Annotated in this window: 14 protein-coding genes and 1 tRNA gene; 3 read left to right on the forward strand and 12 right to left on the reverse strand. The window is 48.1% G+C overall.

Annotated features, from left to right (window positions below; all coding sequences use genetic code 11):
- Window positions 1–42 precede the first annotated feature (42 nt).
- The 4 genes from nth to HMPREF3047_RS00405 all read right to left on the reverse strand — a co-directional run bounded on the left by nth (window position 43) and on the right by HMPREF3047_RS00405 (window position 4310).
- A complete protein-coding gene (gene nth, locus HMPREF3047_RS00390; RefSeq protein ID WP_003747538.1) occupies window positions 43–672 on the reverse strand; it encodes an endonuclease III in 630 nt (209 codons plus the stop codon).
- 137 nt (window positions 673–809) lie between these two features.
- Window positions 810–2189 (reverse strand): Na+/H+ antiporter NhaC, encoded by a 1380-nt coding sequence (nhaC, locus tag HMPREF3047_RS00395; protein ID WP_003747540.1) that lies wholly within the window; start codon window positions 2187–2189, stop codon window positions 810–812.
- 181 nt (window positions 2190–2370) lie between these two features.
- Complete coding sequence (locus HMPREF3047_RS00400; protein ID WP_070711820.1) at window positions 2371–2994, reverse strand: alpha/beta fold hydrolase; 624 nt, start codon at window positions 2992–2994, stop codon at window positions 2371–2373.
- Window positions 2995–3086: 92 nt separating this feature from the next.
- Window positions 3087–4310: a sugar MFS transporter gene (locus HMPREF3047_RS00405; RefSeq protein WP_070583818.1), complete on the reverse strand. Its 1224-nt coding sequence runs from the start codon at window positions 4308–4310 to the stop codon at window positions 3087–3089.
- A 275-nt stretch (window positions 4311–4585) separates the two neighbouring features.
- On the opposite strand from HMPREF3047_RS00405, the gene HMPREF3047_RS00410 reads away from it, so the two are divergent.
- Entirely contained in the window at window positions 4586–4999 is a 414-nt protein-coding gene (locus HMPREF3047_RS00410) for a YqaA family protein (protein ID WP_049331084.1), read from the forward strand.
- 65 nt (window positions 5000–5064) lie between these two features.
- Here HMPREF3047_RS00410 and HMPREF3047_RS00415 read toward each other — a convergent pair whose 3' ends face one another.
- The 4 genes from HMPREF3047_RS00415 to HMPREF3047_RS00430 all read right to left on the reverse strand — a co-directional run bounded on the left by HMPREF3047_RS00415 (window position 5065) and on the right by HMPREF3047_RS00430 (window position 8867).
- The gene (locus HMPREF3047_RS00415; RefSeq protein ID WP_070711824.1) at window positions 5065–6258 is read right to left on the reverse strand and encodes an amino acid aminotransferase; all 1194 of its coding nucleotides are present in this window, start codon (window positions 6256–6258) and stop codon (window positions 5065–5067) included.
- Between the two features lie 98 nt (window positions 6259–6356).
- A complete protein-coding gene (locus tag HMPREF3047_RS00420; protein ID WP_070711828.1) occupies window positions 6357–7007 on the reverse strand; it encodes an HAD family hydrolase in 651 nt (216 codons plus the stop codon).
- 69 nt (window positions 7008–7076) lie between these two features.
- Window positions 7077–8021, reverse strand: a complete 945-nt coding sequence (locus HMPREF3047_RS00425) for a cation diffusion facilitator family transporter (protein WP_070711832.1) — start codon at window positions 8019–8021, stop codon at window positions 7077–7079.
- 15 nt (window positions 8022–8036) lie between these two features.
- Window positions 8037–8867 carry a ferritin-like domain-containing protein gene (locus tag HMPREF3047_RS00430; protein ID WP_070711835.1) on the reverse strand — a complete coding sequence of 277 codons (831 nt, stop codon included), beginning with the start codon at window positions 8865–8867 and terminating at the stop codon, window positions 8037–8039.
- Between the two features lie 289 nt (window positions 8868–9156).
- Here HMPREF3047_RS00430 and lolA point away from each other — a divergent pair, with 289 nt between their 5' ends.
- Window positions 9157–9777 carry an outer membrane lipoprotein periplasmic chaperone LolA gene (lolA, locus tag HMPREF3047_RS00435; RefSeq protein WP_036493771.1) on the forward strand — a complete coding sequence of 207 codons (621 nt, stop codon included), beginning with the start codon at window positions 9157–9159 and terminating at the stop codon, window positions 9775–9777.
- 76 nt (window positions 9778–9853) lie between these two features.
- Here lolA and glmM read toward each other — a convergent pair whose 3' ends face one another.
- Both glmM and HMPREF3047_RS00445 read right to left on the reverse strand, forming a co-directional pair.
- The gene (gene glmM, locus HMPREF3047_RS00440) at window positions 9854–11191 is read right to left on the reverse strand and encodes a phosphoglucosamine mutase (protein ID WP_070711838.1); all 1338 of its coding nucleotides are present in this window, start codon (window positions 11189–11191) and stop codon (window positions 9854–9856) included.
- 216 nt (window positions 11192–11407) lie between these two features.
- Complete coding sequence (locus tag HMPREF3047_RS00445; RefSeq protein ID WP_070711841.1) at window positions 11408–12265, reverse strand: c-type cytochrome; 858 nt, start codon at window positions 12263–12265, stop codon at window positions 11408–11410.
- 285 nt (window positions 12266–12550) lie between these two features.
- Between HMPREF3047_RS00445 and HMPREF3047_RS00455 the strand changes: the two genes are divergently transcribed.
- A tRNA-Arg gene (locus HMPREF3047_RS00455) sits at window positions 12551–12626 on the forward strand.
- A 91-nt stretch (window positions 12627–12717) separates the two neighbouring features.
- Here the strand turns inward: HMPREF3047_RS00455 and HMPREF3047_RS00460 are convergent.
- Window positions 12718–13911 (reverse strand): amino acid aminotransferase, encoded by a 1194-nt coding sequence (locus HMPREF3047_RS00460; protein WP_070583815.1) that lies wholly within the window; start codon window positions 13909–13911, stop codon window positions 12718–12720.
- Window positions 13912–14021: 110 nt separating this feature from the next.
- Window positions 14022–14795, reverse strand: a complete 774-nt coding sequence (locus tag HMPREF3047_RS00465) for a FadR/GntR family transcriptional regulator (protein ID WP_070461657.1) — start codon at window positions 14793–14795, stop codon at window positions 14022–14024.
- Between the last annotated feature and the right edge of the window lie 142 nt (window positions 14796–14937).

Here is a 14937-nt window from a genome sequence, read left to right on the forward strand (position 1 = left end):
GGCCGTCTGAAATTCAGACGGCCTTTTTTTATCTGTTTTTATTTACAGTTTTGCCGGATATTCGCACAAATCATTAATCAAACATTTGCTGCATTGAGGTTTCAAAGCCTTACATGTATAGCGGCCGTGCAAAATCAACCAATGATGGGCATCCATCAAAAATTCTTTGGGAATAAAGCGCATCAACTTGTCTTCAACTTCGCGCACATCCTTGCCCGGCGCGATTTTAGTACGGTTGGCCACACGGAAAATATGGGTATCGACCGCCATAACAGGTTGCCCGAATGCAGTGTTCAATACCACGTTGGCAGTTTTCCGGCCAACACCGGGCAAAGATTCCAAAGCCTCTCGGTCGGCAGGCACTTCGCCATTGTATTTTTCCAGCAAAATACGGCAAGTCTGCATGATGTGTTTGGATTTGGTTTTGTAAAGGCCTATGGTTTTGGTGTATTCCATCACACCGTCCAGCCCCAAATCCAACATGGCTTGCGGCGTATTGGCAACGGGAAAGAGCTTGGCAGTCGCTTTGTTCACACCGACATCAGTCGCCTGAGCAGACAATAAAACGGCGATGAGCAGCTCAAACGGCGAACTGAAATTCAACTCGGTAGTCGGATGCGGATTGGCAGCGCGGAAACGCTCGAAAATTTCTTGGCGGATTTGTTTGTTCATTGTTTGGATTATTTTTTTATTGGCGCAGCAATTATAGTGAAATCATGCTGATACGGCTACTTCAAGTAAAACAAGGCCGTCTGAAATTGCTTTCAGACGGCCTTGCTTTATAAAAGCATTGCCATTTTAAATGCTGTTTACTTCTTACTCAAAGTCAGCCCTGTCCAGCCAAACACCAGCGTCAGAGCCAAGCTCAAGTAGCAGAAGAAGGCGTAAGGCAGGTATTCCCAAACAGGCACACCCAAGGCATGGCTGATAAATACGCCGCAGACGCTCCAAGGTACCAACGGGTTGATCACCGTACCCGCATCTTCCAGCGTACGGGCAAGGTTGCGCGAATGCAGGCCGAGTTTGTCATAAACCGGCTTAAAGGTTTCGCCGGAAAGCAGGATACTCAAATATTGCTCGCCAATCAGGAAGTTGACGCCGACCGATGTCATGGCCACGCTGAAAGTAGCGCGTCCGGCATTGGTCAGAAACGCACGAATGGCCTCCAGCAAAGACGGAATCACACCAATACTGAACAACAGGCCACCCAAGCTCATGCCGAGTATCACGATGGTTTGTGTAAAGAACATGCTTTCCAAGCCGCCGCGCGAAATCAATCGGGCAATATCTTTAAATGCTTCGCCTTCGAGTTTGTATCCGCTGTAAAACCACGCGCCCAGCTGTTTCAAATCAGGCGTACTGTGGAAATAAGTCACAATCAGCGCCACCACAACGGTAAACAGCATGGCCACAATGGCATTGACGCGCATCAGGGCGAGGATAACCAATAAAGCAAACGGAATCAGCGAGTAGGCATGCACCAAACCGGTTGCCTCCAATTGCGCGCGGAAAGCCTCGACGCTGTTCATGTCATGCGCGGCAACATTGGGCAAGAGCCACAACATCAACGCCGCACTGATCAACCACGCAGGCACAGTGGTGTACATCATGTTTTTGATGTGCTCGAACAAATCAATGCCGACAATCGAAGCAGAAATACCGGTCGTATCGGAAAGCGGCGACATTTTATCGCCGAAGAACGCACCCGACACAATCGCACCTGCCGTCATCGCCATATCAGCATGAAACGCAGCCGCCATTCCCATAAAGGCTACGCCGACAGTCGCACAAGTCGTCAAACTACTGCCGATGGAAATACCGATGACCGAGCAAAGCGCAAACGCCGAAAAATAAAAATAAGTCGGCGAAATCAATCCGAAACCGTAATACATCAGCGTCGGAATCGCACCGCTCATCATCAGTGCGCTGACCATCAGGCCGATAAAGAAAAACAGATAAATCGCGCCCATGCCCTGCCCGACCGCGCCGATCATACCGTTTTGCATGTCTTGATATTTCAAGCCGCGCATCAAACCGTACAAAAGCAAGACCACAATCGCCGTCACAATCGACATATGCGGCAGCCATTCAAGCGAAATAATCGTATAACCCATTGCCGCCACCAAAGCCAAGGCCACCGCAATGGCTTCGAAACGCGGCATATTGAGTAAGGATTTGAAAGCAAACATTGTTCTTTGCCTTTTTAATAAGTATTTAACAGATTTTAGCATAACAGGCCGTCTGAAAAACCGGTTTCAGACGGCCTGCTGATTATTTTACGAAAACAACGCTCACAAATCCTTGCCATTTTCTTTAAAATAAACAAATTATTTAGAATAAAATATTTTTTAATTAGAATAAATGGTGTTTTTATTGCTTTTTAAAATATCCATCATGCAAAAATGCCACCACTTGCCCGGCAGTTTTGCGGTTGAACAGCATACCGCTATGGCTGACCGGCAAAACGACATGATCGCGCATATTCGGACAATGCGTTTCGCTGACCAAAACCGTACCATCATGTTCGCCGTGCAAACCTAAAACACGGCCCAGCCCATACGGTTTGTTACCGGCAATACTGCCCAACTCAATACCGACAGGCAACTCAGGCATACTGCCGTCCAACGCCCCTTTGTAAGAGCCGCCCAATACCGGCTTTTGCAAACCCAAATTGAGCACACGTTGCGCGGCACGGCTGCCTTGGTGCGGCGTACCCATGGTAACGATACGGCCGCTGACTTTATCCGGATATGCCGCCGCAAAATTGCGTAAAACCAAGCCGCCCAAACTATGGCCGACAAAGTGCAGCGTTTCATCAGCATGGTTCTCATCAATCCATCGCGCTAGATCTTCAACATGTCGGTTCATCGAATGCAAAACACTGTAATAATCGAACAGAGCAACTTCAAAACCTTCTTGTTCCAGCAAATACGCCAGCGGCCTCATGACCCACGAATGCATATGCAAGCCATGCAGCAAAATGATTTTGGCCATTTTTTCCTCCTGTCATTTAAATCATTATGCCACAAAGTAAAAAGGCCGTCTGAAATCCCATAAGGTTTCAGACGGCCTTTTATCATGATGAATTATTCGTCAGCTTTGTAGCCTTTTATAGCAAAGAAGACGATGTATACGTAACAAATCGCTGATACAACGAAAGAAATCATCAGACCTTGAGTATCCGCTACCCAACCTTGTACCACAGGCACAATCGCACCGCCGACAATCGCAGTACACAATACGCCGGAAGCGCTGCTGGTGAATCGGCCAAGACCTTTGGTTGCCAAAGAGAAAATCGTTGGGAACATGATGGAATTGAAGAAACCGATGGCCAACAATGCCCACATCGCAACATCTGCACTGGCTTTACCTGCCAACATAGCTACGCCCAACAGGACAACAGCAGCGGTAGCATTGAATGCCAAATAGCGGTTAGGCGCAATTTTCGCCATGATGGCAGAGCCTAAGAAGCGACCAACCATCGCGCCGCCCCAGTAGAACGACAGATATTTTGCAGCAGATGCGTGGTCCAAACCTTTCAGGTAACCCAACACGTTGACCAACAAAGAACCGATAGATACTTCTGCACCAACATAACAGAAAATACCGGCCGCACCAAAAATCAAGTGGCGGTATTGCCATACGCTGTGTTTACCATCATGGTTGTGCTCACTCTCTTCTTCAGCAATTTTGTTTGCATCAGGCAGACGAATCATTTTGACGAACACAGCCAAAATAATCAGCAAACCTGCCAAACCCAAATATGGAATTTGAACAGAAGAAATTTGCTCGGCTTTGCTGACAGTTTGTGTCGCATCAGCCAAAATCAGGAATGCCCCGATTTGCGGAGCAATGGTCGTACCCAAAGAGTTGAATGCCTGAACCAAAGTCAGTGTTGCAGATTCTTTACCTGGTTTGGACAGCAGGGTCACATAAGGGTTACCCGCCACTTGCAACAGCGTTACACCTGAAGCCAAAATGAACAGCGCACCCAAGAAAGTAGGATAAGAATGGCTGCCGGCGGCAGGATAGAACAACAGACAGCCGATGGCAGTCAATACGAAACCGCCGATTACACCGTTTTTATAGCCGATTTTGCCGACCAAATAACCCATCGGGATCGACATAATCGCATAAGCGGTAAAGAAACAGAATTGAATCAGCATCGCCTGAACATAAGTCAGTTCGAAAATATCTTTCAGGTGCGGAATCAAAATATCGTTCATGCAGGTAATGAAACCCATCATGAAGAAGAGTGTGGTCAGAACGACCAGCGCAGGAGTATGATTTTGTTGTGAATGCGCAGACATGATTTGCCTTTCGTTTTGTTAAGATTCGCTGGAAAAATGAGCTTAAATCAGTTCATTAAACTTAACACCCATTAACAGCCGCCCGTATCATACTGATAATCCGTCACTTTGAAAACTATTTTCTAACAGCCGACTACATTATCCTTCAGCCGTTTAATTGTAAAAAATTTAATAATATTGGATTTATCTTTTAATAGATTAAAAAAATAAAGGCATAATCTTCTTATTAAGCTTGTTATTTCTTTTTTACAATACTCATTGATACAACTCAAAATATGCCCCCTCTTTACGCTTACCTTGCCCTGATTGCTTCTGCCTTCACTTCTGCCACACTACTTCCGGGTACATCCGAGGCGGCATACGCCGCATTTGTGTACCAATATCCGCAACATGCCCTCGGCGCATGTTTATGTGCCGGTTTGGCGAATGGCTTGGGCAGTATGGTTTCGTATTACATGGGCAGAATGTTTCCGTCCAAGAAAAGGCCGTCTGAAAAAGTATTGGCGCGTATACAAAGATGGGGAATTTGGCCGCTATTATTTGCATGGTTGCCGATTATCGGCGATGCCCTCCCCCTTGCCGCAGGCTGGCTCAGGCTTAATGCTTTGCATTGCGCCATCATTCTGATTGCAGGCAAACTGCTGCGCTATGCCATGATTTATTGGGGAATGAACGCAGTTGCCGGATAAGTTTCCACAGTCAAAAATAAAGGCCGTCTGAATGATTCAGACGGCCTTTGCCTTTAATTCGACAATTACAAGACTTTCACAATGCTTTCGCACAGGTAGTCGATATTGTCATCGGTAATGCCGGCGACGTTGATGCGGCCGGAACGGACGGCATAAATGGCAAACTCATTTTTCAAACGGTCAACTTGTTCGGGAGTCAGACCACTGAAAGAGAACATACCGTTTTGTTCGATAATGAAATCAAAGTCTTGAGTTGCGCCTTTTGCTTTGAGCAACTCGACAAATTTTTGGCGCATGGCTTTGATGCGGCCGCGCATTTCATCGAGTTCGGCAATCCATTGTGCTTTCAAATCATCATTTTTCAACACCAGCGCAATGGTGTTCGCACCGTGTGAAGCCGGGTTGGAATACAAGGTACGGATGATGGTTTTGACTTGGCTGTGGGCGCGGGCTGCCGTTTCTTCATCTTCGGCCACCAAAGTGAACGCGCCGACGCGCTCGTTGTACATACCGAAGTTTTTGGAATAAGAGCTGGCAATCAGCAATTCTGTATTGTGTTTCAAGAACACGCGCAAGCCGTAGGCATCTTCTTCTAAGCCATTGCCAAAGCCTTGGTAGGCAAAGTCAAACAGTGGCAACCAGCCTTTTTCGGCAGAAAGTTTTGCCAAAGTTTCCCATTGTTCGGGCGTAGGGTCGATGCCGGTAGGATTGTGGCAGCAGCCGTGCAGCAGGACGATGTCGCCTTTTTGCGCTTGGCTCAAGTCTTCAATCATGCCGTCCCAATCCAAACCGTGTTTGGCAGCATCATAGTAACGATAAGGTTTATCTTGAATACCGACCGCTTTGGCGATGGCGTTGTGGTTTGGCCAAGTCGGATTGGAAATCCAGATGGTTTGCGCGTTCAACTGGCGTTTGACAAACTCGGCCGCAATGCGCAATGCACCTGTACCGCCAAGGCTTTGCGCTGTTTTGGCGCGACGGCTGGCAATGATTTCGTGGTCTTTACCAAACAACAGGATTTGGGTTTGCTCGTTGTAGTCGGCAACGCCGTCGATGGTCAGGTAATTTTTAGTTGTCTCGCTTTCCAACAGGCGTTTTTCAGCCTCTTTGACGGCTTTGACAATAGGCGTTGCGCCGGATGCGTCTTTGTACACGCCGATGCCGAGATTGACTTTTTCGGAACGGGTTTCGGCTTTAAACGCTTCGCCCAAACCTAAAATCGGATCAGCAGGAGCTGCTTCGATATGCTTGAAGAACATGATTTTTCTCTTTACAAGTAGTAAAACGGTTGAAAAAATACAAATTTATGTAATTTTACGCCGTTTCAGGCCGTCTGAAAACGGATTATTACAGGGTTTTAACGCAAGATTGCCAACAAATCCAAAGGCGTGGCAATACGAAAATCGGCAAGCCAGTTTTCGGTTTGGTCTTCGGCAGAAATATAGCCCCAATCAGCAAGCACGGTTGTCATGCCTGCATTTTTGCCTGCCTGCATATCGCGCTCTGCATCGCCGACATAAAAACATCGCTGCTCCTCAACGCCAATCTGTTCGCACGCATAAAACATAGGCTTCACGCTGGGCTTGGGTTCATCGCAAGTATCGCCGCTGACAATGACGGCAGGAGGCACGGTAAACCCGAGCTTAGGCACGAGGACATCGGTAAAACGCATGGGCTTGTTGGTAATAATGCCCCATTGGATACCGCGTTGAACTAAGGCTTCCAACATTTCGTTTACGCCGTCGAACAAGATGGTTTGATCGGCATAACAGCGGCTATATTCATCCAAAAACTCTTTGCGCCATTGCATATAGTCCGGATGATCGGGCGTAATGTCTGCACCAAGTTTGAGCAAACCGCTCGCACCGTGGCTGGCCTGCGGACGGATTTCATCCATGCTTTTTTCTGGCAAACCGTGTCGGCGCAATACCGTGTTGAGCGCGCCACCCAAATCAAGTGCGGTATCGGCAAGCGTGCCGTCAAGGTCGAATAATACGGCTTGGGTCATAAGTGTTCCTTTGATGATTTTAGAAGGCCGTCTGAACAATTCAACAAGTTTCAGACGGCCTGAATATGGTTAATGGTGATGATGTTCATGCATTTCCTGCGAACACAAGACTTCATCTTTATGCGGATGCCGTTCGCTTTCAATCTGAATCGTACAATGTCCGATGTTATGATGCGCCAATTCATGTTCGATGCGGTAGGCGATTTGTTCGGATTCGGCAACCGTCATGCTGCCATCGACAACAATATGGCAGGATAAAACGTGGATATTGCTGGTAATCGTCCAAACATGCAAGTCATGAACGGATTTTACGCCTTCCGTATTGCGGATCACGCTGAGCAACTCATCGGTATGGATGTTTTCCGGCGCACCTTCCATCAAAATGTGCAAAGTCTGTTTAAACAGCATCCAGCCGCTGCGCCCTACCAAAGCCGCTACCAATACGCTGGCAACCGTATCCGCCCATTGCCAGCCATACGCCATTATCAGCACTGCTGCGACAATCGCCCCTATCGAGCCGAACAAATCGCTGATTACATGCAGATACGCACCGCGCATATTGACGTTTTCTTCGGTATCGCCATTTTTCAACATATAAACGGCAACGCCGATATTGACCAGCAATCCGATAATACTGACCACCAACATACCGCCCGTCAAAATTTCCGGCGGATAAAACAATCGTTTGACTGCTTCATAAAAAATCATCGCCGCAATCAACACCAGCGACAATCCGTTAAACATCGCCGTCAAAATTTCAAAACGCTTGTAACCGAATGTCTTTTGCAGCGTGGTCTGTTTCTCGCCAAGTTTGAATGCCCACAATGCCATGCCCAGCGAAAACGCATCGCTGAACATATGCCCCGCATCGGAAAGAAGGGCCAAAGAGTTGGTCAGCCAGCCGCCGACCGCCTCAACCAGCATAAATCCGGCAATGACAAAAAATGAAATGCGCAATACCTGCTTATTGGTGGTATGCGTGTGCGCGTGCGAATGATCGTGATGATGTGCCATGATGGTTTTACCGTTTCAGACGGCCTTTTTATCCTGTTTCAAACTTTTCTCAAAATCTTCCAACATATCCAGCTCGAAACGGCTGAATCCAGCACGTTCCCGCGCTTCGATATTGACGTAGCCGCGGAAGATAAACATATCGTAACGCGCAATCAGGTTGCGGAACAGGGCGACCGGTTCCAAACCGCGCTCACGGCAAAGATGCTGATACCAATGATTGCCGATGGCGACATGCCCTACTTCATCGCGATAAATAATATCCAGCACATCGCAGGTTTCCATATCGCCGCGCTGCGCTACTTTTGCACGAATACCCGGCGTAACATCCAGACCGCGCGCTTCCAATACCCGCGGCACCAAAGCCATGCGTAACAAGGGATCGTAAGCGGTTTTATACGCCATGTCCCACAAATGCCCGTGCGCTTCAAAATCGCCGTAATCGTAGCCCAAGCTGTTCAGACGGCCACGCATCAAGCCGAAGTGAAACACTTCTTCTTTTGCCACCCTTACCCAATCGCGCACAAACTGAAACGGCATATTGCGGAAACGATACGCCGCATCCAAAGCCAGATTAATCGCATTAAATTCAATGTGCGCAATCGCGTGCAACATCGCCGCATAGCCTTCGACCGTATTCATCTTGCGTGGTGTAACCTCCGAAGGCGCAACCAAACGCGGACGCAACGGATGGCCTGCAAAACGGCAATCCACAGGTTTCGACTCCTCAACCGTCAAACCTTCCGCCTCGCCCAACTGCGCAAACAAGGCCTGCGTCAATCTTCCCTTTTCATCCGGATTGTCCGACAGCAAAGCCTGTTCCAATAAAGGATAAGGATTCAGATACATACAAAACCATTGTTTTAAAAAGATAAATATTATAACCGTTTTAAAAAGCAAACAGAAAGACTATAATTTCACGCTTTCCGTAAAATGACATTAAATACCACACCAAGCCCTTATGCGTTTCATTAAAAAAACGTCAAAACCAAATACAGGACGTCTGGAGAAATAAAGTTATTTCAGATACTTGCTTAGTTTTTTCATATTTACACAAATTAAACCCGCCCTTCAGCCCCTTGCCTGTTACACCATAACGTCTATACTGAACCCATCTCTCCGAACAAGGAACCAAAACATGAAAACTACCCGACTGTTCACCCTGACCGCTGCCGCGCTGCTTTCTTCAGCCATCGGCTTTGCACAAGCCGGCGCAGTGGACGCCCTGAAAAAATTCAATAATGACGCCGACGGTATCAGCGGCAACTTCAGCCAAACCGTTCACAGCAAAAAGAAAACCCAAACCACATACGGTACATTCAAAATCCTGCGCCCGGGTTTGTTCAAATGGGAATACACCAAACCCTACAAACAAACCATCGTTGGCGACGGCAAAACCATTTGGCTCTATGACGTAGATTTGGCGCAAGTAACCAAGTCCTCACAAGACCAAACCATCGGCGACAGCCCTGCCGCCATCCTCTCCAACAAAACGGCATTGGACAGCAGCTACACGCTGAAAGAAGACGGCTCTGCCAACGGCATTGACTACGTTTTGGCTACGCCTAAGAAAAACAACGCCGGCTACCAATACATCCGCATCGGCTTCAAAGGCGACAACCTCGCCGCCATGCAACTGAAAGACAGCTTCGGCAACCAAACCAGCATCAGCTTCAGCGGTTTGAACACCAAACCTAACCTTTCCAGCGGTATGTTCAAATTCACGCCTCCTAAAGGCGTTGATGTCTTGAGCAATTAAGCTTCTAATGAAACACAAAGGCCGTCTGAACAACAGACGGCCTTTTATTTAGTTCAATTCAACATCAAACATACTGTTACTTTTGACCTTGAATGGCAGCGGCAATTTTTTCTGCGCCTTTTTTCGCCCAGTCCGCCTGTTTGGCTTCCACCATCACACGCACGACAGGCTCGGTACCGGATGCACGCAAGACCACGCGGCCTTTGCCTTCGAGTTCTTTTTCCACTTCAGCCAAAGCCTCTTTGGAAGCATCCTGCCAGTTTTGGCCTTTTTTGATGCGGACGTTAATCATGGTTTGCGGATACGGCTGCCAATCGGCGCAAACAGTGGCAAGGTCTTGATTCAAGGTTTGCAGTGCGGCCAAAACTTGCAGCGCGGAAATAATGCCGTCGCCGGTATTGTGTTTGTCCATGCACAAAATATGACCGCTGGCTTCGCCGCCAATCAGCCAACCGCGTTGATGGAGCTGTTCCAACACATAGCGGTCGCCCACTTTGGCGCGGCAGAAATCAACGCCCTGCTCTTTCAAAGCAACTTCCATCGCCATATTGGTCATTACTGTACCCACCACGCCGCCGATTTCCACGCCTTCGTGCGCGCGTGCTTTAGCAATCACATAAATTAGGCTGTCGCCGTCATACACTTTGCCATTGCGGTCAACCATCATCAATCGGTCGCCGTCGCCATCCAAGGCAATACCGTAATCAGCTTCATTTTGCAACACAGCCGCTTGCAAAGCTTTCGGATGGGTTGCACCACATTTCTCATTGATGTTGTAGCCGTTTGGCTCATCACCGATACTGACCACTTGCGCACCCAATTCGTGGAATACTTTAGGCGCAACTGCATAGCCCGCACCATTGGCGGTATCGACCACCAATTTCAGACCGCGCAAGTCCAAATGGCTTGGGAAAGTAGATTTACAAAACTCGATATAGCGGTCATCTGCACCATTAATCCGGCGCGCACGGCCCAAACGGCTGGACGGCTGGGTTTTCATTTCCTCATCGATTTTGGCTTCAATTTCCAACTCGATTTCATCGCTCAACTTCACACCGCCTTCAGCAAAGAATTTAATGCCGTTATCGGAATAAACATTATGGGAAGCAGAAATCATCACACCGGCAGACAAACGCAAAGCGCGGGTCAGGTATGCTACGCCCGGGGTTGGCAGAGGGCCAGTTTGAATAACATTGACACCGGCGGCAGTAAAGCCGGCAATCAGTGCAGCCTCCAACATATAGCCTGAAATACGCGTGTCTTTACCGATTAAGACGGTCGGTTTCATTTCTCCTTCGTGCTGTACCAAAACCTGACCTGCCGCATAACCCAATTTCAGGACAAAATCAGGATTGATAGGGAATTGACCAACTTCGCCGCGTACACCGTCAGTACCGAAATATTTTTTTGCCATGAGATAACTCCGTGATTGTTTTGTCGTATGTGAATATTGTTGAACTTCTTTAAAAGAATCTTGATTGTATTCGAAGGCTGTCTGAATCTTTCAGACGACCCTTGATCATGAGAATAATTTACTACTTCAGTATTATAGCAAGATCCGGATTTCCTGCACGAAAAAAGCGCATCCTTTTGCAGAATGCGCTTCCTATTCGAGATTCAAAATCAAATCTTAGAATTTAGCACCAGACTGATTAGCCATGTAATCAACTGCAGCTTTCACTTCATCATCGCTCAGGCTACCGTTACCGCCTTTGGCAGGCATTGCGTTAAAGCCTTCGAGTGCGTGTTTGTGCAGGGTGTCTTTACCTTGTTTGATACGAGGAGCCCAGTCTTCTTTTTTACCTACATGAGGAACACCTGGAACTGCACCGCCGTGACATGCTTGGCAGCTTGCTTCGTAAACTTTTTTACCGTCTGCACCGCCGGCAGCTGCACCTTTGTCTTCAGCTTTGGCAGCGTCTGCTTTAGGAGCATCTGCAGGAGCCGCACCCTCAGCCGCCGGAGCTGAAGCAGCTTCACCGGAAGCGGCTGCATCGGCAGGAGCTGCGGCATCAGGATCCGGGAAAGTACCGCCGGCTTTGTTGGCCATGTAAGTAATGACGCGTTTCAATTCTTGATCGGTCAAATCAGCCGCACCGCCTTTGGCAGGCATTGCGTTGAAACCGTTCAGAGCGTGTTGGAACAAGGTATCGAAACCTTGTGCAATGCGAGGTGCCCAATCGCCTTTGTTTTCAAATTTAGGCGCGTTGGGAACGATGCTGTCCGCCGCGTGACATTGAATACAGATTTTGTTGAAAATCTGATCGCCTTGACGCTCGCCGACTGGAATACCGTCGCCCAATTTCAGTTGGCCGACTGGCTGGATACGGGTTTGAGTCGCAGCTTCGGTTGTTTCGGCAACATCGCCGAATGAACCGCTTCCCGCCAGTTTGATCAGGAAGTAAATCACTGCAATGACAATAACGATACCGCTCACAAGGGTGAACAATGCAGAGCCTTGGGCTTTGTGGTCGCGGAGTTGTTTCATTTGGTAGGCCTCGCCGTTAGGTTAGGTTGTGCTGTAAGTTATAGTTTATGTGTTAAACGCAGTTAACAATATTTTGCTGGATTATACTGAATTCGCAAAGGCTTTCCAATCCATCTTGAGAAAAAGATACGCAAAAATCCTCAAAAAGGCCGTCTGATTCTTGTAAACCTTTGTAGTTATTTGAATATTCCACCCATGCAAAAGCGTGACCGCCAATGCCACTTTCTGACACTTTCAAGATAAACTTTGCCAACGGCGCCAATATGCGTTAACCTTACGGCTCTCGCACCCATAGCTCAGTTGGAAGAGTGTCAGTTTCCGAAGCTGGAGGTCACAGGTTCGATCCCTGTTGGGTGCGCCAATTATAAATAGGCCGTCTGAAAGATGAAAATTTTTCAGACGGCCTTTTGATTTACTTCAAATAAAACTACATTCAATTTCAGATTGCATGGCTATTGCAACACTTTGGCAAATGCCTCGGCCACATAATCGATATTTGATGCATTCAAACCGGCCACACACATCCTGCCCGAATCCAACAGATAAACAGCAAATTCGTCACGCAAGCGGTGTACCTGCTCTACGGTTAGGCCTGTATAGCTGAACATACCGCGCTGTTTGATGAAATAGCTGAAATCGCGATTGGGAATTTTGGCCGTCAAAACATCATAAAGTTTCTGACGCATGGCACGGATGCGGTCGCGCATGGCGTAAACCTCGTTTTCCCACAAAGCGCGCAGCTCCTCGCTGTTCATCACATCAGAAGCGATGTATGCGCCATGCGCGGCAGGGCTGGAATAAATACGGCGGACGGTAAATTTCAACTGTCCGAACACCAGCTCTGCTTCTTCCTTATTGGGACACACTACGCTCAAACCGCCGACGCGCTCTCCGTACAGCGACAGGTTTTTCGAGAAAGAGTTGCTGACAAACAAAGGTAGTCCCATTTCGACGGCTTTACGGATTGCATAGGCATCGCTGTCCAAATCCTCGCCGAAACCTTGATAGGCAATATCCATAAACGGAATCAGCTTGTGCGTTTTAATGATGTTCAACACTTCATCCCATTGCGCTTGCGACATATCTACGCCGGTCGGGTTTTGACAGCATGGATGTAAAATCAAGACGCTGTTTTCCGGCAATGTTTTGAAAAACGCAGTCATCTCTTCAAATTTCACGCCGACGGTTTTAGAGTTGTAATAAGGATACGCCCCCACTTCAAAACCTGCGCCTTCAAAAATACCCTTATGGTTGTCCCAAGTCGGGTCGCTGACATAGGCTTTCGCTTCAGGGAACCAACGGTGCAAAAAGTCGGCACCGACTTTCAACGCCCCCGAGCCGCCCAAGGTCTGTATGGTCGCAACGCGCCCTTCTGCCAACGCCGGATTATCCTGCCCAAACAGCAAACGCTGAACCGCGCTTCGGTAAGTGTCCAAACCTTCCATCGGCAGATAAGGCGATGGGCGCGGTACGGCCGCATGCTCTGCTTCTGCCCGGAGGACAGATTCCAAAACCGGCATTTTGCCTTCGCCATCAAAATAAATGCCTATGCTCAAATTGACTTTTTCAGAACGCTCGTCGCGTTTGAAGGTTTCAACCAAACTCAAAATCGGGTCGCCCGGATAATACTCGACATGACGGTACATGGTGCTTCCTTTGTTTTTAGACAGAATGGGGAAGATTGTGGCACTAAAAAGCCTTATTTGCAAAATCAGGCCGTCTGAAAAAATTCAGACGGCCTGATTATTTTTAAACGCTACCAATCTACCCGTTTCAAATCATTTTGCGCCAATACGTCCGCATGCTCGCTGTGGCTTTGATATTCCCTGTCCTGCAAAATGCGGCGGGCGACATAATTCAAATGCAGTTTTGCCGCTTCCGCCGCCTCGGCTGGTTTGGCCTGGACAATGGCTTCAAAAATAGCACTGTGCTGGGCAATCAGCGTCGGGCGCGGGTCTTCGGTTTGATGGATATAGATAATGCCGCTGCGTGTTTGCTGATAAAGCATTTTGAGCAGGCTGCTGGAAAGGTGGCTGAACAGGATATTGTGTGCGGCATCGGCAATGGTTTGATGGAAGCTAACGTCTGCTTCGGCTTGATGCTCCAAATTTCCGCTTTCGCAGGCCGCTTCAAATTTCTGCCGCCAAAAGTCAATCCGTTTCAAGTCGGCGTCAGTCCGTCTTTCGGCGGCCAGTGCCGCCATACAGCCTTCAACGTGACAGCTGAAATCGAAAACGTCGGTTTCCCAGTTGGTATGTTTGCCGAGCAATTCCTGCCAGCTTTGGAGGAAATCTTGTTGCGGTTTGACGGAAACGTAATAGCCATCGCCCTGACGCGCTTCCAAAACCTGCCGCGCAATCAGGATGTTCAGCGCGACCCTGACCGAGGGGCGCGATACGCCGAATTCTTCCGCCAAGGTACGTTCGGGCGGGATTTTGCCGCCTTTTTCGTAAACGCCAGTCGCAATCCGTTCTTCTAATATCGACAATATTTGGTCGCTGATTTTTTGTGGCCGAACCAGTTTTGTCATTGTAATTCCTCTTTTTCTTCATATTTTCCTATGAAGAAGACTCAAATCCGATAATGTGATGCGGCAGGTCGTCTGAAATGGCAATCTGCGTCAAAATTGGCATGACCAAATTGGTGTGCCCAATGTCGCGGTATTCTAATTA

This window comes from Neisseria sp. HMSC075C10, assembly GCF_001815615.1.
Classification (GTDB): domain Bacteria; phylum Pseudomonadota; class Gammaproteobacteria; order Burkholderiales; family Neisseriaceae; genus Neisseria; species Neisseria subflava_A.